Genomic DNA, 23858 nt, shown 5'->3' on the forward strand with positions numbered 1-23858 from the left:
GCAATAAAGTTGTACCGTCGGGGCGTAGCGCAGTCCGGTAGCGCACTAGCATGGGGTGCTAGGGGTCGAGTGTTCGAATCACTCCGTCCCGACCATTATTCTTCAAGAAATCCAGTCACTTAGCGGTGGCTGGATTTTTTTATGGGCGAGTGATTTGTGTTGCGTCGTATTTTTGCCCCACTTTTTGCCCCACCGGAATTTTTTATACGTGCGGTGGATTTGGGGCCGCGTTAGCGATGTTTGGCACCGAATTGTCTTGTGCCTGATTTGCCGCTTTCCTTCGCATTAATATCTAGCTCAGCTTTCGGCTGTGCTCAATCCGAAGCCAGGTTTGTTCGTGTTCGCATTCATTCCCCTGTTCGTAGATCCGGCACATGGATCGGTCTGCGCGCAGATGATGGTTTAGGGGGCGCGGTTTGCGGTACTGACAGCCTTGGATTTTGCCTTTGCTAGGCACCGGCGTAGTCATCAATGATATTGAACAAATGGCATTCGGCTGAACGCCAAGCGCCCTTAGTTGGGGTATTCAAGGTATTGCTCGGATGTTAACGTCGCGCGCAATCGGCTCATCGCCCTACTAATTCTGCGTCTGCATCAAGGAGAGATACGTGTTCAAATCGCTGCGATTGACCAACTTCAAGGCATGGAAAGACACAGGGGAAATTGGTTTGGCGCCTGTGACCATGTTGTTGGGTACCAATTCCTCTGGCAAGTCTTCATTGTTGCAAAGCCTGTTGTTGCTCAAGCAAACCGTCCGCTCTCCTGATCGCACCATTCACCTGAATCTGGGTGGTGATGAGGTCAACGATCTTTTCAGCTTCGGTGATTTCGATAGCGTTCTCAAGCATGGCGCCGATTCACCCAGGCAGTTTTCAATTGGCTTCGACTTTAACCGCTTCGATGACTCCCGGGTGAAGACGGGCTCTCTGGAAACGTCCTATGGAAAGACCTCCAGTGGCAGTGTCGCGGTCCAGCAGATGAAGCTGAACACCGACGCCCGCGAGTTTCGTGCGGTGCGTAGGGACCGTGGTGCTTTCTCGATATTTGTCGATGACGAAGTTCAACCCCGCTTCAAAGGGCGAAATTATGCGCCTGAACGGTCCATCTCTTTTTCTGCCGATGCCATTGCCGAACTCGATCAGGATGGAGCCTTGGTAGAGGACCTTAGCCTGTCCATCCGCCGCGAACTGGAAGGTATCAGCTACCTTGGGCCTCTACGGCGCAAACCCGAACGTGACTACGCTTGGAACAAAAGCAAACCAGGTGACGTCGGCAGCGATGGCAGCAACGCCATCGGCGCTTTGCTGGCGAGCGCGTTGTTGCGTTCGGAGGAGCAGAACTACGTAGTCGAGGGCGTTTCCAAATGGCTCAAACGCATGAAGGTAGCCGAGCAGTTGGAGGTCCGGCAGCAGGGGCGCTCCAATCGTTATGAGTTGATCATCCACCGCGATGGTGTGGCCTCTAATCTAAGGGACGTAGGCATAGGTGTTTCGCAGGTACTGCCTGTGTTGGTCGTCGCCTATTTCGCCCCTGTGGGTAGCACCGTAATCTTGGAAGAGCCCGAGATTCACCTGCACCCCTTGGCCCAGTCGATCCTTGCCGAGTTGTTCGTTTCCGTCAGCAAGGAGCGCAATGTTCAGTTCATCGTCGAGACCCATTCGGAACACCTGTTCCGACGAATGCAGACGCTCATCGCCAGGGGCACCGCAAAACAGCGCGATGTCTCGATGTACTTCGTCAAGCGCAAGGGCGCACAAGCACTCTTGCAGACGTTGGAGGTCGATGAATTCGGCGTCGTTGGCAATTGGCCTGAGCATTTCTTCGGTGACAGCGTGGGTGAAGCTCGCCAGCAAGCGATGGCGCGTGCCAAGCGCATGCAGGAGCGTGCAAATGGCTGACACCAGGGTCGTCGACACCAATGTATTGATCGTAGCCAGTGCTGCGGACGAGTGTTCGCTCTTCGACGAGAACGCCACGCCGGTCCAAGAAAAGCAGTATCGTGACAAGGTGCTGGCATGGGTGCATGCGCTCGAAAAGGACGTCGAGCGCCGTGTAGTGCTCGATTGGGGCTGGCATATGTGTACCGAATACAGCAACAAATTGACTGAACAGGACTACGGTTGGCTTGTAATGATGCGTAAGCGTGATTATGGTCAGGTAGATTGGGTCGGTATCGAAGTCGATGCTAATGGGCACGCCCTCTTGCCCGATGAACTGAGCGCGGCCATCAGCGATCTGGAAGATCGAAAGATGGTGGCCGCCGTGTTGGCGTCCAAGGCGAACAATCATGACTGCAAGTTGGTCAATGCCTGTGATACCGATTGGCTCGACTGTGCAGCGGCGCTGGACGAGGCGCAGGTGCACACCGAACACCTGATCGAGCACGAGTGGCTGCGTCCCAGGTGGACGAGCAAGAAGGCACGAAAGATAAAGGCATGAGTGATTTTTTCCGTTTCCCCTCCACCCCCCATCTTTTCAGCGCTGCGGGTACCAAACTGCCGCGCGACGACAAGCTGATTTCCGCTCAGGCGCTACATGAACTGCTGGGGGGAGAGGTAACGGTGGAGGAGAAGCTCGATGGCGCCAACCTGGGCATTTCCATCGACTCACAAGGGGCAATACGGGTACAGAATCGGGGGACTTATCTTGTCCCGCCTTTTTCAGGTCAGTTCGATCGCTTGCGACAGTGGTTGCGTCAGCATGAAGACCACTTGTTCGATGTGTTGAGTGGCAACATCGACCTCATCCTCTTCGGCGAATGGTGTGCGGCCCGCCACTCGTTGGACTACGGCTGTCTGCCGGACTGGTGGCTGCTTTTCGATGTGTATGACCGCAGCGTGGGGCGTTTCTGGAGCGTGGCGGAGCGTGATACGCTCGCTGGAAGGCTCGGTGTTGCGGTGGTTCCGTGCCTGTTCCGTGGGCGTGTCACCTGCGCACGCCTGGAGGCGTTTCTCGAATCCCAACCAAGCCATTATCGAGATGGACCTATGGAAGGTGTCGTCGTGCGCAGCGATGACGGCGTCTGGCTGCGCGCTCGAGGAAAATTGGTGCGCGCAGACTTCTCGCAGGCTATTGAAGAGCACTGGCGAAGCCGTGCGATTGAGTGGAACCGCATAAAGTTTTGAAATGACCTGCGTAGATGTTTTTGCGTTCTTAAATTGGAAGCTCATCCAGTAGCAGCTAGTGGATAAACGACCGCTCCTGGCCGCAAGCGTAGGTTTAGAGGTCGGAAAATAAATCTGTCCCCATATCCCCACTGCTAATCGATGGAGCGATCCAATGAACGACACCGGTTAAGGAACGAGCAGATAACAGCGGCAATTCGGGAGTAGGTTTTTCCCGCGCCTGATTCAGGATTCACTTGCTTGCTAAGCGAGATCTGCTGGCGATCAATAGAGGCAGAACAAACCCGCCTAAAATTTCTGGGAACGAGCACTAGCTTCATCGACTAGAACCAGGTTATCGGTGTACTTGCCAATCGGCAGAAGCGAGTTCAGTTGGCTATGAACGACGTAGAGCAGGTATGAGCTAGGGCGGCTAGATAGCAACTGATGGACAGCTAGTTAATTTTTATTAATGCAGGCCGGCCGAAAAGTACCGCAGCCGGCCCTTACGCTTATAAGCTACCTAGGCAGTCTCGGTAGTATGTCGCTCTCGAAAATCTGCAGCGCAGTGAATCCATTGATCATGGCATTTGGGCCTTGGATTTCGCCGAGGCGTTCTTGATATCCGCCAATCGCAACGATGCCATAGCCCAGTCGGCAACCCTCAAGATGTACTTCTCTGGAGGGCAACTGTCTCATTAGATCGAGGATTCCTCTCTCACGCTCTAGATAGTTTTTTGCACTCGGAAAGCCTTGTCGTTTGAGCTGAGAGGAGGCGAGAGGGGAAATAATCTCATGCGCTTGCATGCTGTAGGGATCAAATCCCTTCGAACAGACCATCGACGGCAGACATTCGGCCATGGCTGCTTTGCTGTATCCCTGATGTTTGATGGTCACGTCGACCACAAAAAAGGGTGGTGCGACCACTACAGCATGTGCCGCAACGAAGTCCCCTATGTCGATGCTGTAGAAGTGTTGGGGCGTCGTTGAGATTTCTGGAGGGAAACGGATCGTCAGGCTGCTTTTAGCGGTGTAGTTCCACACGCCTAGCTCGTCGAGGATTCTGGACAGAATGCCCGAAGCTACAACGCAAAGCCCACGCCGACCATCCTGTGCAACATGATGAGCCAATACTTCAGCTGCAATCTGGATCTTGCGTTCAGCCTGCAGCAGTTCTTCGGCAGAATAGCTCCTCGCCTCTACCAAGCGAGCGACCTGGTTCAGGGCCGTCGAGTCTTGGGCTTCTGCCTTTAGAAACGCAGGAGAGTCATGAAACCCTGGTTGAGTTGGATCGATACCATGCTTTTGAAACCAAGACTCAAGCTCCTGAGCTTTGCGTGCGTTCGACAAGCTCCAATTAGCATCTCCAGAAGTTGGGCTAGTAAGACCAATAGTGGCCTTTAATTTCCGTTGTTTTGCCTCGCCCATAGCGCGTTATCCTTCTTCCATGATTTACCGGATCTTACTCTCGGCAAACTCAACATCAATTGGTTATTGGTGACACCCTCTGAGGGACTGACAGATTTTCCGACTCCACCGAATATTCTAGACGCCGCGAGTCCGAAGGGGCTGAACAGTCTAGTAATAGGGTGAAAAATAACGTAAGGCCGGGTCAATTTCGGCCTTACGCAGCGTTGTAAAATCGCTCTTCGCTCGACTAGACAGGCCTTGTAGCAGCTATTTTCGCTATTTGTAGCAGGTTAGCAATGGTTAGGGCACCAATGGGGCACGTACGCATCTGTAATGGGTATGTAATTGTCTGTAACCGTTCCAAATTCCCTGCCATGAAGTAGCTCGATGATATTTTTCCCCTGCCTGCTACCTCCCGGCTAAATCCATAGGGAAACCAATGTATAACTCAACGTATTATTCAATTTTACCCATTCGTGGTTCGGTATACCCGATGCTGTCGGATGCGCATCCGTGTTTTAATTCGGCGGTTTGGGAATGTGCAAACAACCTAAAGCTGCCATTGCCGTTCGTTTGTCTTACAGCGCTAAGTACTATAGCGGCAGTACTACAGGAAATAGCAGATGTTGAAATGCCTTCCGGTACCGCGTTGCCCGTCTCATTAAACGCATTGATCACTGTTCCATCGGGAGGAGGAAAAAATAGGACGATAAATCTTTTCAAAAAATCTATCGAGGAGTACGAGGTCCGTCAGGGCCGAGCGTACATTGAAGAGATGACGAATTATAAAGCCAGATTCGAAATTTGGTCACTGAATCGCCAAGAACTTATCAAAAAGAATAGGAAGATGCTGGCTAACGATGATTTTATTCAACTGCTAATAGCTCACGATCAAAATATTCCAGCGCGCCCTAAACCGTTCAGGATGATTTTTGAAGATGCCACTCCTGAAGCGTTACTGGCGTCTTTAGGCGGTGGTGGACATAGTGCATGGTTGGTAACAAGTGAGGGAGGCATCATTCTTTCGCAACATTCCATGAAAAATATGCCGGCACTCAACCAACTTTGGAGCGGTGACAGGGTAACAGTTGACCGTAAAACCACGGATAGCTTCGTGTTAGAAGATGTCAGGATCTCGATCCTAATCATGAGTCAGCCTGGAGTATTCGAGTCTTTTATCAGCCGATACGGATCCTTGGCCCGAGAGTCTGGATTTTTTGCACGATGCCTAGTGTTAGAGGTTCCACCGAGCGCTGTCGCGCAGTATGAAGATGATCAGGAGCTCGATTGGCAAAACCTAGAACAATTTCATGTGTACTTGCGCCGTTTCCTGCGTATGAGCATTTGTGGGATCGATCGCTCTATGGTTAAGTTTTCTCCTGAAGCTCATAGGCGATGGATTGCCATTAAAAATGCGGTTGTAGAAGAGTCACGAATGGGTGGGCGATTTACTGATTTTTCAGACTTGGCTGCAAGGACTCCTGAAAATATAGCGCGGATATCAGCTTTACTTCATTTCTTTGAGGGGCGGAGTGGGGGTATTTCTGTCGAAACCCTGGATTTTTCCTGCCGACTTTGTTTTTGGCACGTTGATCAGTTTCTGCAGATATTCTCCGAACGATCTACGGGCGAAGATGACGCTCAGCTTTTATATAAGTGGTTTCTGTCGCGATTCAATAACACTGCCCAGTATTGTTATCGTAAAAACTACGTCAGGCAAGCATGCCCAAATGTTTTGCGGAAAGACGGTCGGTTTGCTGCCGCTTTTGAGCTCCTTGCATCAAGAGGGTATTTAACTACGCAAGTTTATGGCAAGGGAACTCAAGGTGTGATCTTCAATGCGGGAGGAGCTGGTTACGGGTATTGCTGAGTCGAGATCACTCTCCATTGATAATTACTTTAAGATGTTGCGCTACTCCGGGTTTGAAGCCGAGCTTGATGAGCGTTGCACGCGCTTGGTCAGAGGGGCTTAAGTCAAAATCATCTAAAGCAACCGTTGCTGGGTCGCGTGCTTCATTCAAGAGCCTTAGCGCGTAAGAGTAACTTTCAGGATATATGGTGTTTCTTGGTTCGGTTTCTGGCATTGCGTCGCTAAACAAGCGCTCATCATTTATTAGAACTTGAATGCAGGCTTTCAATGTTCTGTCATTTTTGTTCAGTGCTTTGCGAAGGTAGTTGATAAGTTGTGATGATTCGTTTTTTTCCTGCCAGTACTTAGTGAGAGTTTTGATTTCGCTAATCTCAGATTTGTATAATTTTGCAGCTTCATTCAATATCTCAATTTGGCTAAGTTTTATGAGCTGTTCGGTGTTTTGGGGAAGGTTCATAATAATATCTTTCAGCTCGTAAATCATGTTCGGAAAAAAAAGAAAATCTGAGCTCTTTATATCGACATGCTCAATCTGAGCGGTATCGGGACCTTCGAAGTCCAGGCTAGTAACCAGCGTAGGCTCTGTTGTTGATTCGGAGTAAAGATCAATTAATTTGTTTTTTGTAATACTAAACCATTTCTCGCAGTTTGCACTTTCCATCAATTTGTGAAGTTGCATGTTGGAATTAATTTCTTCCCAGGGTGTGAGCTTTTGGGTTTGAGCTATCTCCGTGGCGCGTATGGATATCTCTTGGTGGAGCTCCTTTGCGGAGAAGGTCTTGCCGGAGCTAAAGGTGATCGCTTCAAATTTAGATAGCCTATGTTTACCTCCTAATACGGTTTTTCTCAACACTGATTCGTGTACGTGTAAATAGTCAACTTGGCCAGTGAATTCTATTGAGGGGCACGTAGGCTTCATAAAGGATAGCAATTGATATTTATAAAAAATTCTGACTTTGACGCCTCCTGGGATAGGGATAATTAAATCCAAATCTGCCCATCGTACGAAATCGATAAATTCAGTTCGTAAAACGCCGAGCTCCTCCATAGCCTCTTCTAAAGAGAACGGTGCTCGTAAATTTCGTAGTTCCTCGGTCATTCTGCCACCCACCTGATTGCTGAAAATATCGGTCTCATCTTATCCTGCGCTGGCCCAAGCGCAAATCAAAGACATACCTGTAGCGTGACCCGCGCCGCTCGGCCTGATGCGGTCTGCGAGGCGACACTATGTTCATAAAGATAGGAGCAGTCAGCGCCGCTCAAATAGAGTCAACGGGCAGTCAGACTGATAAATCACCAGTGTGTAGGATACTAATGGAAAATTATACGAGCAGCACATCTCGGCGAACGGTTGGCCTTACCATAGGTTGTGGAGAGTCGATCGCAGAATATTGGGCCAGGTAGATATGTAATTGCGTTGTAATCACGTGTAACGGTTCCAGATTTGCGTCAAAACATTTTCCTTCTGGTAGCTTAGTCATCATCAAATCAGGAAAGTGTGCACGGGGCGTTAACTCAAAAAGTTTGTGATGCACTCTCGCTCTTCTCACTCACTGTTTGTGAAGAAACCGGAGCCGAATTCTAAAATTGCGTGGAGGAGCGGTAACCACTGGTTTGCACCTGGAGATAATAAATCGGAGTTAACTAGATACTAGTTTTTTTGTTGCTGTGCCTTGTGATCCAGGGAGTACGTGTCTTAGCAGTGGGGTGTGGATTGCTAAATGTTTTTCCGCTTAATACTACCCGTCGTACTATATCAATTAATATATTGTTTAGCCTGTATGTTGCAAGCAGGTGTGCTTCATTACGGCTGAGCATCACGATGCCTAAGTTTACGTTATGCATTTGAAATTGGTAGATGAGGTGGGTTTTAGGTGGGTAGCGTCAAATGATACATGTGGTGTGATCAGCCCTACTGTGGCCTGCGCATAGTTTTGCAGTGCATATAGCTTATATATATTCTGGAGGAGAGTCCGGTGAGTGAGGTGGAAGTCGTAAGTAAGATAAATAGTCCAAGTATCTTCAGCTATGTTGAGATAGTTGAGGGAGTGCTTAGGTATGCTATGAGAGATTATCGTAACTTATTTGTGGTTAGACTAGACCTGCGGTTTCCTCAGAAGTTTTCTAAAGAGCAAATTCCTGGAAATGAAGCTATGACTAGGTTTATAAAATCGCTGAGGTCTAAAATTAAACATCAACGTGGACGTATGCGGAAAAAAAAATATAGTGCGCATTCTACAGATGTGAGATTTGTTTGGGTGAGAGAATTCGGGCCAATAAATAATCGCCCCCATTACCACGTCATGCTGGTGGTCAATCGAAATGCATTTCGCAGTCTTGGGAAATACAATTCTGATGAGGATAACCTCGCAAGATGTATCCAAGGAGCTTGGTCGGCTGCGTTGAAGATAGATCTTTCGACGTATAAAGGGCTAGTAAGTTTTAGCCGGAATGGGCAGTACAGCATTATCAACGGCCATGGATACAAGGAGGTTGTTAATGCAATGCTCTACCTATGCAAGGAGTACTCTAAGGTACGAGATGGCGCTCGGAATATAGGGTACAGCCTCGCAAAAAATGACCTTCCTACTCATGTTTGTAGTATTCAGTGTGTGCATTGAATTTAGTGATTGGTTGGCTCGTCCGGTTGTATGTCCTGCGTAGAGACCTTGATTCGGTTGCGCCCTTAGGCGCTTTGTTGACTGATCCAGTTTAACGCGTGGGATTTCAAATAATTTCACTGCAACTTAGATTGAGTGTCTGCGATCTCTCCAATGCGTATAGCGTATTCTGGACGATCTTCAACACTTGTTTTTGTTATGTAGAAACAAAACTCGTTTGGTTGATGCTTTGGACGTATACGAGGACCCTGATTATGAAAATTATTCGCCTGAAGGAAGTGATGAAGATGACCGGGTTGGGTCGGTCTACCGTCTATAAGTACATTGCATTGAACGTTTTTCCCAAACCGATTCCGTTAGGGAAAAGATGTGTCGGTTGGTTAGAAAGCGAGGTCTTGGGCTGGATTCTTATTAAGGTCGAAGCACGGGGTCTATAGCGGGACGTGTAAGCTCGAGGTTGCTACTGGGCGAGCTTTAGCCGGTGTCGAGGGGGATAGCCTTTACCGGTACCTTTTAGTGGAGAGACTCGCATGCACCAACCAATGAGTTCCAAAATGGGTGTCTCATGGATGGCATTGTTGAAAACAAAAAAACCGCAAACAAAAGCCGAGAACCCCACTTAAGGGGCTCGGCTGTTGTAGAACCTTATCGGTTCACTATTGTCGACAAGCCCGGGTCATGGCTGTTATTTCTTGCATTAGTCTCGGAGAAGGCGAGCGCAGCTCCTGTGGAGAGTAGTGTTTAGCCTCAAGCTTTTGGTACACGCAGGTGCAAATGGATTTGGGAGCGCCTACCCGCAGGCAGCTAGAGAGAAATTCCCCTTTGGCTCGTGAGTTTTCATCGGAGCAGCCAGTAAGGGCTAGGAGCGTTCCGGCAAGAAAGAAAGGAAATAGGTTGGGCATTGGGGTTCCTCAACGAAGCACTATTGCGCAGCCGAGCATCACGCCCACTCCTAACCCAATCACCTGAGGTCCAATCGCCCAGAAGACCTTGATCCATATCAGGCTGAGCATTCCACCGCTGGTGAAGACGCTATCGGGGTGGGCAAACTTACGGATAGCGTCGCCCAGCAGTGCGCCGATCCATCCCAGCACCGCGCCAACCAACACGGCTCCGCATTTGGCGAGCCAGCCTGCACCCAGTACCAAGGCGGATGTGTTGAACGTCACGCTAAATATCGCGAAGGCAAGTGCTGCTACTCCCCATCCTATGACTGCAGGGTTGATGCCCATGCCGCCCCCATCGCCGTTGAGCTGATCCGGGTTGTTTTCGTTTTGCTGACTCATGAATTTTTCCTTTCTGTAGTGGATGGAGCTACCAGGAGGCTCGGCAGCTATTGTTCTTGTCGGTGAGTGCCGGCAGCACCGTCTTCAAATTCTTAGTGGGCAGATTGATCGTCTTGCCGTTCGCGCTCAGTTGCAGGCGGTTGGCCTTGCGCAATGCCTGCCAGAACTCCGCCTTGAATATGTCGCTGCAGGCTTGGCAGTCGGTGTAGAAGGGATTGCTGTAGGTTTTGCCGTCAACGATGACGTCAAAGCCTGCTTCGCTTTCGGAGATGAGGGTTTGGCCTTTTACCGTTGCACTGGCGGAGACGTATTTCCCTTCGTCATCAGGACAATTGATCACCAGCTCATTGCCGTTTCCGTCGTCGACGGCGTACTCGCTTACACCCATGCCCCAGCCGGACGTCCAAGCGCCGTTACCAGCGCTGACGAGAGTGCTGGTCAACAGGCCCAGGCAAACGATGGGCAGAAGAAGTTTGTTCATTGGATATTCCTTATCGTGTTGAGATGCGGGAAGAAATAAAAAGTCGATACTCATCCTTGGGGGTTGATTTTCAACTTGTGATGTTCTTCATGTCAATGAGGCGATGCTCAACCATTCAGGTTGAAATGGAGGGCATCGTGATCGAAGACGAACAGAAGCAGCTGGCAGCCGTTATAGGCCGTGCCATATCGAAACAACGTACCCGTTGCGGGCTGACGCAGGAGGAGGTGGCAGAGCGGTTGGGTTTGGGTAACGAAGCCGTATCGCGCATAGAGCGTGGGGTCGTGATTCCCAACATTGCGCGGCTGCTTGAGTTTGCAGCCATCTTCAACTGTGACGCCGCGGAGTTGCTGACGGAGTCCAGTTCTCGCCCGGATGATCAGGCCAGTCGCATTAGCCGCCTGTTGTCTGCTCTGCAGCAGAGTGATCGGCAATTGGTAGTGGAGATGGTTGAACGACTGAGTGAGCGCTTAGGTCGACGTTGAGCGAGGGTTTGGAGCGGGGTAGGTATTGCGATCAGCGTTGTTGTTTTGTTCGTCGAATTTTGCCCCGCAACGCAGGCACACCCAATCGTAGTCCATGAACTGGTAGGTCTGAACGTCGCGAACGAAAGCTTGGGTATCAGCCATGTTTGCGGCGGCGCCGGACACACCATGCTTCATCACGCTGATTAATCGCATTAAAGGGCTTTCACCAGTCTTGTTATCCGTAGCTGCCTGTTCCGAGGTGGATTGCTGAACGCCACTTAAAAATCCATCCAGGCCCCCAATTAGATGAGCAATTGCCTTTGACGCGTTGCTTGATAAAACGACGGAAGAGTCACAGATCAGGCAATGACTAGTCATTTTGCTTCTCCTGCACATATGGGTTGAGGGAGGCATGAGCGCACACCTGCGGAATGCATTACTTTTGCGCCGGGTCTTTTCGTAGAGCACGAGCAAGGATCCAAGACGCCATGAGCACGGCGACTAGCAATGGTGGAAAGCGCACCAGCAACAACACTGTTGCTACTAACGCGCTACTACCGGCCAGCAAGCTAATAAACACGAACAAATAGAAAATGAAGCGTGGCAGCGTCATGGACGTAGCTCCTTTAATCGTAATGGGGGTGAGATGGTTAGTGCTGAGCCCGATGCTGGGCTTGCCTTTCAAGCTTCTCAGCCAATGAAGGGCGTAGGTCAACTGCAGGTTGAGCGGAAGGGGTGGGTACTTCAGTCGTTGGAAAGAACTCCTCAGCGATGACGCCGCCATCTTCCTCGCTGTCCTCAAACGCGCCATTGCTGAAGCCCCGTCGTGCAGCCTCGTCCAGTGCTAATTGATTGAAGCCAGCGGCTTGCCGTTGTTCATCTAGTTCGCTCGCACTCGTTAGGGCCTCCGTCATGTCCATACCGCTACGCACGGTGATGTCGACGTAAAAGATCGGTGTGCCGTGACTCTGGCGAGTCGACTTGCCACGTAATCGTAGTTCCAATGGCAGGCAGGCCAGGCGGTCTCCAGAGATGGCCTGGTAGTAGTGCAGCCGGGCGGCCAGAGTGCGAATGCTGTTGAACCCGGTTGTGCGGAACACAAAACTGCCAAGGGGATCGTCATCGCCAATTAGCACGTTTAGTCGTCCGTAGGGTTTGCAGGCTCCGCCTTTGGCAAGCGGACAAGCATCCGGCGAGGGGCAGGGCAGGGACTGCATGCCCTCAGTGGTTATCCGTTTGCATGTTTCACCATTCCCCACACACAGCGGTCGTCCAGATTGCCGATCGAACAGGGTGTAGTCGGCACGAAAGTTCAGCTGCGGCTCGTTAAACAACAGTCGTACTGGAATGCTGCGTAGCTTGTCTTCCTGGGATTTGCGCAACTGGTCGTTGAGTGGGTGTAGTAGCCATCCATCTCTGCCTTGTACCTGCGAGGTGATGGTGAACTGATCATCTTTTTCAGGCAGACGCTTGCCGTTTTTCTCAATAACCCTACCGATGGATATACGTCCAAGCACGGGCGGGGTAATAGCTAAACCTTTGAGCATTTTGGTTCTCCTTAAAATGAAAAAGGCCGGCCACGCAGCGCGAACTGCATGGACTGGCCATGGGAGGAACTGGTTGGGCTTCAGTTGATGAGGAAGCGACGGCTGCCTTCCTTGAGCTTGGAGTAACGGACTTGTAGGTAGGGTTTGTCTTTAAGCATGCGCTCCACATCGAGCGCATTGGTGTCTTTGGATTTCTTCCAACTGATAAAGCCATGACTGAAGTCTGCGCGTGTGGCATCACCCATCGCCTGTTGCAGGATTTGTTTGAGCTGGGCCTCCCGTGTTTCTTTCTCGCCAATGGATTTGCGCACCGCTTTGAGCTCCAGGTAAACCGCTGCCAACCCAGCTCGACCACTAAAGTCGACGGTCAGGCCGCTGTCCTCTGGGTAAAGACAGCGCGGTGCTGTTTCAGCAGACGCAGAACCATCTGCAGGTGGTGGCGTATCGGTTAATACGTGGTGCCAGAACTCGCGTTCAAGCTCGATCAGGCGACTAATCATCTGCTCGTCTCGCTCAATGCGATGAATCTCCAGCGTTTGGCCTCCCAGCAGTACCGCAACATCTGCGGCCTGCTTGCCGGTGACGGCGAGCTGGTGCATTACCTGTAGTTGCACATACTCAGGCACACCTTCTTTCCAAAGGCATGCGCCGTTTATGCCGGCTGTTTTGCATTCAAGAATTTGCACATCGTCGGCGCCGATCACCTCTCGGTCTATGTTGGCCAACATCCATGGAAGCTCGGGATTAGGATGCTGCAGCACCGCATTGATACGTCGAACTTTGTTCTTGGTGCGTTTGCTGTAGTGCCAAGCCACGACGGGTTCCAAGACGTTGCCCCAGTACATCGGGGTTTCTTCGTCGTTCGGATCTGCTTTCGGCAGTGAGGCGTCGCGTCCTGTTTTTTCGAGCCATAGTTCCAACTGGGACTTGTAGGGATTGAGTCCAACAGATGCTGCTGCATCCGAGCTGCCGATACCAAGCTTGCGCACAGCCAGCCAGTCTTCTCGCGGCAACTCCTTGGTTCCTATCAGACGTAACGCCGGGCGAGGCTTGCTGGTGCTGCCTAACGAAATAGCTTTCATAGCGTTCACCTACTGACATAAAAACGCCCGATCAGCGATGAGGCTGATCGGGCGTTATGGGGTTTGGGGTTTAGGAGGTCAGGCCAATAGTTGTAGAGCTGTGTTCAGTGCGCGCTGTTTGATTTGTGCTCCCTGGCCAAACCATGCCGAGTCCATGCGGTACTCGTTGTTACGCGCTCGGCGCTCGTGGTCGACGTATTCAGTTACGGCATTGAGCAGTCCCCACGCGGTGCCACTGGCCGACGCAAGCTGACTACCACGACCACGCCCTTCGTACAGACTCTGAACCTTGCGCAGTGCACGCTCGTTGGGTAGTACCTCGGGCATTGCGCCGGTGGGTGTGGTTTCGCACAGTACATTCATGAAGAAGCCCAGCGCCTCATGCCACTGTACTTTGCGTTCGGCGAGGGCTCGCATGCGGTACATGAAGTCGTCCCATTGCGAGACTGCGATGCCGAGCTGCCTTTTAACTGCGTTAGGATCAAAACGAGTGTTGTGCGGGACTTTGATGGCGCGAGTAGTGCCGTCCAAAGCGATGGTTAGGGTGTTGTTGCAGACCACTCTCACTGTGGTAGGAGTAGCGGTCGTTGCCAGAGTGCCATCGCAGGACGAAGCCAGTAGCAAGTATCCATTGACCTGGTCATTCCCTTTTAAAGTGGAACCTTGGCCGGTACGCGCCAGCGCCCAGAACTTGCGGCCGCCTTTTAGAACTCCAGCGGTTTCTAGCTCATAGCCTGACATCTCTGTAAGGTCGCGATAGAACTCCAGCACTTCACGGGGTTGCACTACCTGGTAACGATCTGACACCACGGACAGTGCAGATTTCGTATCGGAGCGATACAGCACTTTTTGTTCTGGGAAGGAGTGGATCACACCTAGGTGCCCGGCTGCGTCTGATTTGAAATGTACGGGGCTTTCCTGGATTTGCCAGTCCATTCCAGCCTCCCGTTGCCAGGTTTCAATGGGTTGATTTTCCGTGAGGTGATTACCCAAGCCATGCCATGGCGTTGAGCCTACATAAGCCATTTTTTCGATTTCATGAGCCATAACAAGTTTTCCTATCGAGCAGGCGAAAGCGCTGCGCAAAGCGCAGCGAGCCATCAGGGTTGAGGATTTGGTTAGAGCAGGAGAGAGGGCCAAACCCTGTCAAACGGGGAAGTCAGGTGCAGTAAAGCGGTATCCGCAATCCATACACCGGATGTTCAAATGCACCTTGCGGTCAAGTTGCTCGCCAAGTTTTGCACCCAAAATGCAACCGTCGATGCCGCTGGCAAGTCCCCCTAGCACCATCCTGGAAACGGCGCCGGACGTGGCACCAAAACCTCCCGCTAGCGCACCTATTGATGTACCGGTTTTGGCTGAGAAAAGGGCCAGGCCGATGCCGCGCGCTAGGCCACCAACGGCGCCAATCGAAGCACCTATTTTCAGCACGGATATTTTCTGTGTGATGTTTACTGACAAACATAGCGGACACTGCAATGACATGGCTCTAGCTCCATGTGGGTAGGTTCATTACAGGTCATATAGATCTGAATTTTTTTCGAGTCGCCGTTTGAGGCTTCTGATCCTGCAATTGGCCCTATCGAGGAGCATCGGCCTGTCAATTTCTTACATCGCTCTCGCTGCTCGCTCGTTTGCGATGCTGTTGCCTGGTAGCTTGACGTCTGCGACGACAGTCATGGAACGAACCTTAGGTAGCTTTACTTGAGTAAGCGTTAGGCTGTGGAGCGTGTGGCTAAGGTTGGCAGGGGAGGGGGTTAGGTGACAGAAAAAGGAGAGCGGTGCCGACATCACTATCAGTCGGTATACGAAAGGAATCAGAGAGAGCTGAGTAAGGGCGCCGCTCTTGATGAGTGCTTGCATCATTTCCTAGACCAAAGGCCCGCAGGCAAAAACTTATCCTCAATTGATCGTGCAATAGGTGTGACTTCTGCTACGTATTGGCTTGATGCTGAGGCAGTTGCATGCTCAAAGCTCGCCAGCTTAGCGCTGAGCCGAGTTTTGCATTTCGACACTGCAATCAGTGTCGATCTCCTGCTGCACTTGGCGAGCCATAACCCTGACACCCTAAGATGGGCAATTCGCTACTCAAAGCTTTTTGAGCGTGCAGAGTCACCGCTCTGGAAGACGCTTCGTGCAGCACTGACAGCTGATGAGTGGCTAGTCTTCTTCGGCGTGTGTGACCGCTTACTTGATCAGCTCAAGCCTTTTGATGAGGTGATCGCTCACGCTGAAAAACACCTTAAGCATTTATCCCTGCTGGAGCTGTTTTCATACCTCAGCATTTTGGCGTATCAGGCATTTACCGAAGAGGCCTTCGATGATCATTCTAGTCAGCAATGGGGCGTCTATAACCGCATCATCCTGAGGAAACTGCGCTCGTGTCCGGAGGAGGATTTTCGGATGAGCGAGTCAAAACTCGGTCAATCTCTGAAACGGCACCTATCCCCGATTATCTTCCGAGACTCAGGAGCCGCCGAGTTGGCGGTATGTCGAGAGAATCTGGAGTGGCTAGCCGTACTGATTGAGGCGGTGCGAGAGAGGATCGACTACGAGGGCTCAATCGATTGGTTCTGCTTCGACCCTGAGTGCCGTTATCAACTGACGCCAGGCGAGTCGGTTATCTATAACAAGTCCCAGGCTGGAACAGAACAATGGCAGCGAACTGGGCGTAAGAGTGATCTGCTTTGGCACTACTGGATGAATCGAGCGGTGCAAGTATTTATCGATTCAGGTTTGGCCGAGCAAACTATCGGTTCGCCTGAGAATCATGAGCTAAATCAACTGGCCTACATCAAGGCCATTCGTGGCAGGCTGCAGTTACAGCAGATTTACGGCTTGGGCGATCGGCTCTCGCTCAGTGATGGTTCTGAGGTTCAGCTCCACCATCTGCTATTGGCGAGTGAGCTGTTCTCGGTCTTCTTCCTAAGTCAGTTCATTCAGCCATTTCGTGCCCACTTCCGCGAATCGGGTGTAGTCGCCCACGCGCTGGGTCGCCTGGCCATGGATGGCATGCGCACTGGGGAGAACCGGTTTCCCATGACCTGGTCCGAAGAGGAAGAGAAAGTCCACAGGATCAAAGATTGGACGGTCTGCGAAGAGCACCCTCAAGGCAGCGTTGTTACGGCAAAGTCGATCCTCAAATTTTGGACCGGCGACCTGAAATCGCTAGCTCAGCAAATGCAACAGCAGCCAGGAATACCCACGCCGCGTTTGTACGAACAGCCCTTTTACAAAGTAGGCCGTTACAGTTTTCAGTTCCCCTGGGTGGGCGCGCAGCAAAACAACCTGACGGCAGCCATTAATAACCTTCGACGCCTAAATGCGCGCCGGACCGACGCGCAAGCAGAAACCCAGCGGGTTGAGTTGGCGCTAGCCGAGAGCCTTCGGCAACGAGGCTTCGCCGTTGAGGTGGGGTATCGACCTCCTGCAACAGAGGAGGATGATGCCGGCGAAGTCGATTTGATCTGCCATCAAGATGGCGTACTACTGCTCTTGGAGGTCAAATCGGGCTATATCCGCTCGACCACCCATGAAGTCTGGCTCCATCGCACCAACACGTTGCGCAAGGCAGCTTGGCAGTTAAGGCGTAAGCGCGTTGGGGTGGCAAGAGCTCTTATAGCTGATCTGGAGTTACGATCTAGGTTGGGTTACCACGGTCAGCATCCCGAGGACGATCTACTTGCCTGGATAGTCGATACATCCATTGAGATGGATGGGCAGTTAGTCGATGGGTTTAGGGTGGTGTCTCGGGAGGCGCTGGAGGTTGTTTTGCGTGATGAGAAGAAGCTTCTCCGGCCGATTGACGAAATTGACGATGTTGAAATTGGGTCAATGTTCCCAGACGGTTTCTCTGCTGAGCGCTTCGTCCGACTGGTCGAGTCAGAGGAACTTTGGCGAAGTTTTTTTAAATAGGACCGCTAATGACGAGGCGGATGAGGCCACTGAATTGGCTTGCCGCTTCAGGCCGAATGCTCATGTTCTTTTTAACTCGGATTGTGCATATCTTGAACGATGCTAGCGTCTGTGGTTTGATCGTTAGTGAGGCCTCATGCAGAAGCCGGCCACCCGCTATAGCGAACCCTTGTAGGGACTGCAATTTTCTTCTATCCATACGTTGACTTTGTGCTGCTAGCAGCCTTGTCGGTATTTGCGGGTGATGCCTCTCGGGCTGCGTAAGCACGAAGGACTTCGTATGAGCAGCTATACATCTCGCCTACAGCGCCATCTCAAAAATCACGCCAAGCAACTTCGTTCTGAAACTAACATCAGGCATAGCGAAGCATTGGACGTTGCTGCTATCGACTTTGGATTTTCTGGTTGGAAGCAAGCCACCGCCCACATGGCCATGGCTGAACACCGAATAGGAAACGCCCCAGTCTCATTTTCCAGCGAGCTTGCTCGCCTAACTGCAGAGCTGCGCGTACTACCTGGTTATCCGTACCGACTAGAAGATCGTACCGGTGTGCGATTTGAACCAGCCGACCAGAATCAAACTGAAGCAGTAGCCAGGCGGTTAGTTTTGCTCCAGGTGTTCGAGGATATTCATGCCCCTCGGGAGATCTGCCGCTCAGACAACGCCCAGCTCTGGCTGCGTGCGCCTATGCTGTTCGAGGACGCTGCAGAAATCTGTCATGGTGCTCCTTGGCAAATAAGACGACTTTCGAACGCGCTGGTGAACGAGCCAAATCCTTCTGAAGATGGATGGCAGCTCGCCCAATTTCCAACGTCTGAAGTGGCGCGAATTACCGTTATCGAGTACTTGCATGCACTGCATTCAATATCCGTGATCCGCTCGCTGAATGGCTCCCTTGAGGAAGTCGTCGAGCACCCAGGGTTCAGAGAATTTACCGGCTTTGTTTTGAGTGCGCTTTTGGCTAGTAAAGAGCGTAGTGAGACTCTTTTCAAACTGCTCGAATATGCACAGATCAGCGCCTGGGTGCAGCCAACCCATGGGCTTGTCGACCCCAAACGACTGTATTGGATCGGTCGTCAGGAGTCGGATCGCCAGTCGTCTGATGATGGAGTGTCGATGGTTATCGGATCACCTTTTCACTCGCGTCTGCGCAGGCCGTTGAACTCACTCTCACATGAAAAACATCAGGAGCTATCTGCTGTATTGACGCGCCTCGGCGAACTCGTTCAAGGGAAAGCCGTTTTGGAGCGCAATCTCGGCGAGATTCGAGAAGCCCTGGTTGGTTGGATGGCTTTAGAGACCGGAAGTCAGGAGCGGGCCATTGAATGCTATTTAGGTAAGGTTCGCGCTTATCGAGCAGTGCCGTTCCTTGCGCCGGCGGAAGAGCGATCAGCTCGCATAGCCATTCAAGCTATCCGAGATAGCATTGAAGCAGGTTACGAACAGTGCACGCCACGAGCACGGCTATTGAGCCATATCCTTCAACTGCAACAGAAGTTCGATCGTTGGATGGGAAAAACGGAAGGTCACTGGCGCAGCACCGCTCACAAGTTGCCGATGGACTCCATTGGCTTAGTAGCCGCCGATCCTAAGCATGAGCTTTCACTCGATTCTGACGTCGTCTGGAAAAAGGCGGAGATTATGGGTGGCCGCATGGAGGCCAACTTAATTGCTGCGATTCGTCCTTATCTATTCGAGTCTTGGAAGAACGACGAGGACGATTCGGGGTATGAGTTCGACGCGGCCGACTTCGATAGCGAGCAGTCGATCCTTGAGCATCTGCACGAGCTTGTTTTTTACCGCTACACGGGAGAAGCGCTCACTCGCTCAGAATTCGTAAATGAGGTTCGCAAAGCCTTTTACTTCGAACCGGAACACATCTGGTTTAAGCAGCGGAAGCTGAGCTGTAGCGAGTGTGCTCCCAGCGTAAAGGCCTCCGCTTCCAAGCGGATACCTGTCTAGGTCGAGTGGATAGGATTCAACTGCGATATAAACGGCCCCTCGGCGCTATTTCGAAGTGCACGCTAAGATGGGCTACTTAATTATTGGCAGCCTGACATGGATGTTTTTCTATGACACAGCGAAAAAATCCTGGCGTTACAGGAGCTAAAGACGTCATGGCAGATGAGAGCGGAGCGGGCGCCGCTTCGCTCGCTGGTTATGAGTATCAGATTGACGTTTCGGTTTGGCTAGCGCTCGACTTAATACTCGTGTCGCGGCTGGCGGAACACCTCGTTTTGGAACCTGCCACTCAGGAAGATTTGGAGGTCACGCTTACTGATCCCGAGCCCGGGCGGCTTGTCAGCCAAGTGCCGATGACGGGCTATACGCTTATAGTTCAGGCGAAGCGCCTAGGCGGCGACGCCTGGACGCCCAAAACGCTCAAGACACTACTCGAACACGGTAGTGATAATCGAATATCGGCCGCGAAGCGGCTCAAAGATACCAACTCCCGCTATCTGCTCGTAACCAGCGCTGGCGTCAATGGCGACGCGCGAAAGCTTAACCGGCGGCGAGCTGGGACTTGGCCCGCACCCAGCGTGATGCCGGGTGTCATATCCCGAGGTATCGATCACGACATCTCCGGCCGCGTCGCTGTTATTGCAAATCAGGATGACGAACGTCTGCTTGGGGACATTAATCGCCTCCTCGCTGAAGGTTGCCGCGTTCCTAGTGCGCGGCTTTACGAGTGCCGCACTAAGCTGCGCGAAGAGGCACGCACGAGAATCGCACGAGCAGGCGGCGGGTGCTGGAGGCGTGAAGAGTTGGAGGCGGTTATCCGGCTGCACGAAGGTTATCTCGCAAGTGCACCCGAACTCGAACATTACGTCCATCCAAACAACTGGGGGCATTTGCGCACCGCGATGGCCGAGGGATCGGCCGCTATCATCATCGGCCAGTCGGGAACCGGCAAAACACTCGCGACCAAGATGCTCTACGATGAGTTGCGCAAGGACGTACATGGCCTCACGCGTGTACCAATCAGGCTTGGTCCTTCCCAATTACGCAATGACACGACGCCTCCCCCGGTTCTTTATGACATTGAGGATCCATGGGGACGGTTCGACTTCGATCCTGACAGCCGTCCATGGAACGATCAGCTAGGGGATTTCCTCGCGGCCGCTAGGCCCGACCGAATGATCATCGCGACTTCGAGGTTCGACGTAGCGCAGGCATCAGGCGCTCTCGGAACGGTTAAACCCTGGGTCGTAAGGCTCGAAGCCGAGAATTATGGGAAATCCGAGCGACAACTGCTCTATCAAAGTCGGATCGACAGTCTTCCGCGCGATTTACAGCCGCTTGCTCGGGGTTCCGAGCGCCAGGTGCTCGACAAGCTGGCGACACCGCTTGAGATCCAGAAGTTCTTCGACGCGATGCGTACACAGGATCGCGATGGACTCAAAAACCCACCTCGCTTTGTGACTGCGGCCATCGATCGTGCGCACCAGAACTCGATTGAACAGACCGTTATCGAGCAGATCGAGACGCGCGATGACGTGCGCGCGGCTGCTATTGTCTGGGCGCTGCTAGCGGCGAACGATAAGGTGACGCGCTCAGTTCTCCGCGAGATTGAGGATGGTCTCGCCGACATGGATGCTGCGATGGAGAAAGGTGTATCGCCGCTTGTAGACTTTTTAGTCGCCGCTCGGAATTTGCGCCAAAGCGATGGAGGAATCATCACCTATTACCATCCTCGCGTCGAAGCCGGTATTACGCGAACACTCAAAGAACACCGGCAGGTCGTCCGCCAGACACTACGCAAATTGATCGATCTTATTGTTTCTGCCACGGGGCCTGGCGCGGAATGGGGCGCAGGTGCGGCATCGCGCATACTTGCTCGAACATGTGATCAGTTTGGGGTAAAGCCAAGCAGCGGCGCGGCTGCCAAGATCGATACCTGGCTGAAGGCAAGGCTTGTAGATGGTGGCAAAGAGCTCGGAGCTCATCTCAAACTTGCCGCTCGCTCCGGTTCGGCAGCAAGTAATGCTGCCGAAATAGCGCGCTTTTTGCTACATCGCCCCGACAGTTCGTTTGGAGGTCTGGTTACCTGGGCACGGCCGGAATATAGCGCTGACTGGTATCACGACCGATCTAACGATCAATCGACCAAGCCGCTAATCGAGGCCTTCATTAGAAAAATCTTGCCGCAAGATCAGGTTCACTACCCCAGGTCATTCGCTGACGATCTATTTCGGCTTTCTTCAGGACTAGAGTCTGCATTTTTCGATGCAGCAAGTGAGACCGTCCATTACGGCTACATTGCTTCTGATGACGTAATCGCTCACGGGGCGCTTAATGACATCGACGCTTTCGAAGCTATTGTCGATATAGCCGTCGACGTGCTGACGCCGACGGAAGAGGGTTTGCGGGAGACTGCCGAAGTGCGTCTCGACATTATCAACGACGTCTACAGCGAGGAGCATGCACAGCATCTCTCGGAGAATGACGATGGCTACACGGCCAGCGAGTTCCTAAAGGCTTATGTAAGTCGTGTTCGTGAGGTAAAGGGTTGGCGTTGTATCGTCCAACATCCTCACTTTGATCGACTTCGTTCGTATTGGCTACGTGCACTTGCCGACGAAGCGCGCCAAAACCGGGTCGACGGGGAAGAGTTCGCCGGTGCCTTCCAGGCGGGTTATGGCACGAAGGATGAAGATGATCTGTGGCTGGTGCTGCTGAAAGATTGGGATCCTCAATATCGCCTAGCGCTTGAAGCCCGACTCAGGGAGGGTTCGCCGGACGTTAGCATTGAGCGTACGGCGCTTGCGTGCCTGCTCGAGCTCGGTGGGGCGGCTTTCTCTGTGGTCGTGGCCGATCTTCTCGAGCAAGGCTCGACCAACCGTGTGGTTGAGATCAGTCGTGGGATTGTCTATCTGAGCCGCAGTCGCGCACGCGACGGAGTGAAACATACCGCCGCTGCAGAAGCCGCTTTTGCGCATCTTCCCCAGCCATTTTGCGAGATTTATGCTGCCGAGATTGCTCTAGATGAAAAAGCCCCCGTCTTACTCTCTGATGCGGCGCGCGTCATTCTCACCGCTGTTCCCGACGGGAGTGATCAGGTGCGTGCGCTCCGGCTTGAGCTTGATGTGAGCATAACGTTGTCAGTTGAGGACGACGTCCGCTGGGCACTTGGAGCTAGCGATGATTCCAGCACCGTCGTTCTTGCGGTGGAGGCCGCGATTCGTCACGGGATGACTGACGAGGTGGAGGCAGCACTTGATCACCGATTCGCCCATGTTGTTGCACGTGCTTTGGCGGCGGTCGCGAGCCCAATCGTCGCCCCGCTGCCAGAGCGTATATTGTCCTTCGCCTCTCACCGCGGTAGCCCCGTTCGGCAGGCGCTTGTGGAGATACTCAAAGCGAAGCCACACCCGGCTCACCAAATGACGTTGATCAAACTAGCGGGTGACGAGTGGTCGAAAAACTCGATGCACTATCGTGACGACAGCGACGACTATCCGATCGCGCAGGAAGCAATTGCCGCGCTCTCTGGTTCAGGTCCTCTCGGGGCGAAGGATGACGAAACCTTGTTTTCGGTCGCGATCGACACTTCGGATCCGCATGTACGCAATGCCATCTTCGGATTACTGGCGAAGTCCAGCGTAGTCATGCAGAAGAGACTCTTTGACGTCGCGGTGGGTCCGGGTCGAGCGCCGGTCCTGTCGTCAGCTGCATATGCGCTTCTTCAGGCGGGAGAACTGGTCGATCAGCGGATAGTCGACGAGATAACGCCGTCGCTAGTTGCCACACGCCAGGAGTCGGTGGCTGGTGTGCTCGCCTTGCTGTTGGGTTGGCGCGGATACATCCCTGCTACTAGAGCTGCAGCAGAAGAGCTAGCGACCAATCCCATGCGCCGTGCATTTCTGCTTCTAATAGTTTGGCTGCTCAAAGATCGTAATCAGTCAGTTGCAGAGGAAATTGCTGCGATGCTACCTGCAGGCCACAAGGCTGTGGTCTGGGCACTGGGCGGCACTCTTGCCAATGTTGACGAAGCAACAATTGCCGATCTTGGTGATCCCGTAGTTTGTGCGGAGGTGCTTGCGTACATGAAGATCAAGACCGATCAGTAGGCG

Annotated in this window: 20 protein-coding genes, 1 tRNA gene and 1 pseudogene; 12 read left to right on the forward strand and 10 right to left on the reverse strand. The window is 52.4% G+C overall.

Annotated features, from left to right (window positions below; genetic code table 11):
- Positions 1 to 18 precede the first annotated feature (18 nt).
- The 5 genes and pseudogenes from AC0IW7_RS20390 to AC0IW7_RS20410 all read left to right on the forward strand — a co-directional run bounded on the left by AC0IW7_RS20390 (position 19) and on the right by AC0IW7_RS20410 (position 3125).
- A tRNA-Pro gene (locus tag AC0IW7_RS20390) sits at positions 19 to 95 on the forward strand.
- Positions 96 to 301: 206 nt separating this feature from the next.
- A pseudogene (locus tag AC0IW7_RS20395) lies at positions 302 to 403 on the forward strand (LysE family translocator); the annotation flags it as partial.
- Between the two features lie 205 nt (positions 404 to 608).
- Positions 609 to 1898, forward strand: coding sequence for an AAA family ATPase (locus AC0IW7_RS20400; protein ID WP_471820413.1), 1290 nt, complete (start codon positions 609 to 611; stop codon positions 1896 to 1898).
- Positions 1891 to 2439, forward strand: coding sequence for a hypothetical protein (locus AC0IW7_RS20405; RefSeq protein WP_471820415.1), 549 nt, complete (start codon positions 1891 to 1893; stop codon positions 2437 to 2439). The genes AC0IW7_RS20400 and AC0IW7_RS20405 overlap by 8 nt, the downstream gene beginning before the upstream one ends.
- Positions 2436 to 3125: an RNA ligase family protein gene (locus tag AC0IW7_RS20410; RefSeq protein WP_471820417.1), complete on the forward strand. Its 690-nt coding sequence runs from the start codon at positions 2436 to 2438 to the stop codon at positions 3123 to 3125. Before AC0IW7_RS20405 ends, AC0IW7_RS20410 begins: the two co-directional genes overlap by 4 nt.
- A 498-nt stretch (positions 3126 to 3623) precedes the next feature.
- Here the strand turns inward: AC0IW7_RS20410 and AC0IW7_RS20415 are convergent, their stop codons facing one another.
- Complete coding sequence (locus tag AC0IW7_RS20415) at positions 3624 to 4532, reverse strand: hypothetical protein (protein WP_471820419.1); 909 nt, start codon at positions 4530 to 4532, stop codon at positions 3624 to 3626.
- A gap of 421 nt (positions 4533 to 4953) precedes the next feature.
- Between AC0IW7_RS20415 and AC0IW7_RS20420 the strand changes: the two genes are divergently transcribed.
- Complete coding sequence (locus AC0IW7_RS20420; RefSeq protein WP_471820421.1) at positions 4954 to 6384, forward strand: YfjI family protein; 1431 nt, start codon at positions 4954 to 4956, stop codon at positions 6382 to 6384.
- 7 nt (positions 6385 to 6391) lie between these two features.
- Here AC0IW7_RS20420 and AC0IW7_RS20425 read toward each other — a convergent pair whose 3' ends face one another.
- Positions 6392 to 7483: a hypothetical protein gene (locus AC0IW7_RS20425; protein ID WP_471820423.1), complete on the reverse strand. Its 1092-nt coding sequence runs from the start codon at positions 7481 to 7483 to the stop codon at positions 6392 to 6394.
- Positions 7484 to 8447: 964 nt separating this feature from the next.
- On the opposite strand from AC0IW7_RS20425, the gene AC0IW7_RS20430 reads away from it, so the two are divergent.
- Both AC0IW7_RS20430 and AC0IW7_RS20435 read left to right on the forward strand, forming a co-directional pair.
- Complete coding sequence (locus AC0IW7_RS20430) at positions 8448 to 9005, forward strand: YagK/YfjJ domain-containing protein (RefSeq protein WP_471820468.1); 558 nt, start codon at positions 8448 to 8450, stop codon at positions 9003 to 9005.
- Positions 9006 to 9259: 254 nt separating this feature from the next.
- Entirely contained in the window at positions 9260 to 9442 is a 183-nt protein-coding gene (locus AC0IW7_RS20435; protein WP_471820425.1) for a helix-turn-helix transcriptional regulator, read from the forward strand.
- Between the two features lie 474 nt (positions 9443 to 9916).
- Here the strand turns inward: AC0IW7_RS20435 and AC0IW7_RS20440 are convergent, their stop codons facing one another.
- Both AC0IW7_RS20440 and AC0IW7_RS20445 read right to left on the reverse strand, forming a co-directional pair.
- Positions 9917 to 10291 (reverse strand): hypothetical protein, encoded by a 375-nt coding sequence (locus AC0IW7_RS20440; protein WP_471820426.1) that lies wholly within the window; start codon positions 10289 to 10291, stop codon positions 9917 to 9919.
- A 28-nt stretch (positions 10292 to 10319) separates the two neighbouring features.
- Positions 10320 to 10772 (reverse strand): hypothetical protein, encoded by a 453-nt coding sequence (locus tag AC0IW7_RS20445; protein ID WP_471820428.1) that lies wholly within the window; start codon positions 10770 to 10772, stop codon positions 10320 to 10322.
- 125 nt (positions 10773 to 10897) lie between these two features.
- Here AC0IW7_RS20445 and AC0IW7_RS20450 point away from each other — a divergent pair, with 125 nt between their 5' ends.
- Positions 10898 to 11257 carry a helix-turn-helix domain-containing protein gene (locus AC0IW7_RS20450; protein ID WP_471820470.1) on the forward strand — a complete coding sequence of 120 codons (360 nt, stop codon included), beginning with the start codon at positions 10898 to 10900 and terminating at the stop codon, positions 11255 to 11257.
- Here the strand turns inward: AC0IW7_RS20450 and AC0IW7_RS20455 are convergent.
- From AC0IW7_RS20455 to AC0IW7_RS20480, 6 genes are all read right to left on the reverse strand, one after another.
- A complete protein-coding gene (locus AC0IW7_RS20455) occupies positions 11243 to 11617 on the reverse strand; it encodes a hypothetical protein (RefSeq protein ID WP_471820430.1) in 375 nt (124 codons plus the stop codon). The genes AC0IW7_RS20450 and AC0IW7_RS20455 overlap by 15 nt on opposite strands.
- A gap of 58 nt (positions 11618 to 11675) precedes the next feature.
- Positions 11676 to 11852 (reverse strand): hypothetical protein, encoded by a 177-nt coding sequence (locus AC0IW7_RS20460; protein WP_471820432.1) that lies wholly within the window; start codon positions 11850 to 11852, stop codon positions 11676 to 11678.
- A gap of 37 nt (positions 11853 to 11889) precedes the next feature.
- Positions 11890 to 12786: a recombination directionality factor gene (locus AC0IW7_RS20465; protein WP_471820434.1), complete on the reverse strand. Its 897-nt coding sequence runs from the start codon at positions 12784 to 12786 to the stop codon at positions 11890 to 11892.
- 80 nt (positions 12787 to 12866) lie between these two features.
- Positions 12867 to 13868, reverse strand: a complete 1002-nt coding sequence (locus AC0IW7_RS20470) for a YqaJ viral recombinase family nuclease (protein WP_471820436.1) — start codon at positions 13866 to 13868, stop codon at positions 12867 to 12869.
- Positions 13869 to 13946: 78 nt separating this feature from the next.
- Entirely contained in the window at positions 13947 to 14915 is a 969-nt protein-coding gene (locus AC0IW7_RS20475) for a DUF932 domain-containing protein (protein WP_471820438.1), read from the reverse strand.
- A gap of 99 nt (positions 14916 to 15014) precedes the next feature.
- The gene (locus AC0IW7_RS20480) at positions 15015 to 15353 is read right to left on the reverse strand and encodes a hypothetical protein (protein WP_471820440.1); all 339 of its coding nucleotides are present in this window, start codon (positions 15351 to 15353) and stop codon (positions 15015 to 15017) included.
- Between the two features lie 516 nt (positions 15354 to 15869).
- On the opposite strand from AC0IW7_RS20480, the gene AC0IW7_RS20485 reads away from it, so the two are divergent.
- From AC0IW7_RS20485 to AC0IW7_RS20495, 3 genes are all read left to right on the forward strand, one after another.
- Positions 15870 to 17783: an NERD domain-containing protein gene (locus AC0IW7_RS20485; RefSeq protein WP_471820442.1), complete on the forward strand. Its 1914-nt coding sequence runs from the start codon at positions 15870 to 15872 to the stop codon at positions 17781 to 17783.
- A 280-nt stretch (positions 17784 to 18063) separates the two neighbouring features.
- On the forward strand, positions 18064 to 19746 hold the full coding sequence (locus AC0IW7_RS20490; RefSeq protein ID WP_471820444.1) for a hypothetical protein: 1683 nt from the start codon (positions 18064 to 18066) through the stop codon (positions 19744 to 19746).
- A 110-nt stretch (positions 19747 to 19856) separates the two neighbouring features.
- A complete protein-coding gene (locus AC0IW7_RS20495) occupies positions 19857 to 23855 on the forward strand; it encodes a hypothetical protein (protein WP_471820446.1) in 3999 nt (1332 codons plus the stop codon).
- The last annotated feature ends 3 nt before the right edge of the window (positions 23856 to 23858 follow it).

It is taken from the genome of Pseudomonas sp. AC229, from assembly GCF_979254655.1.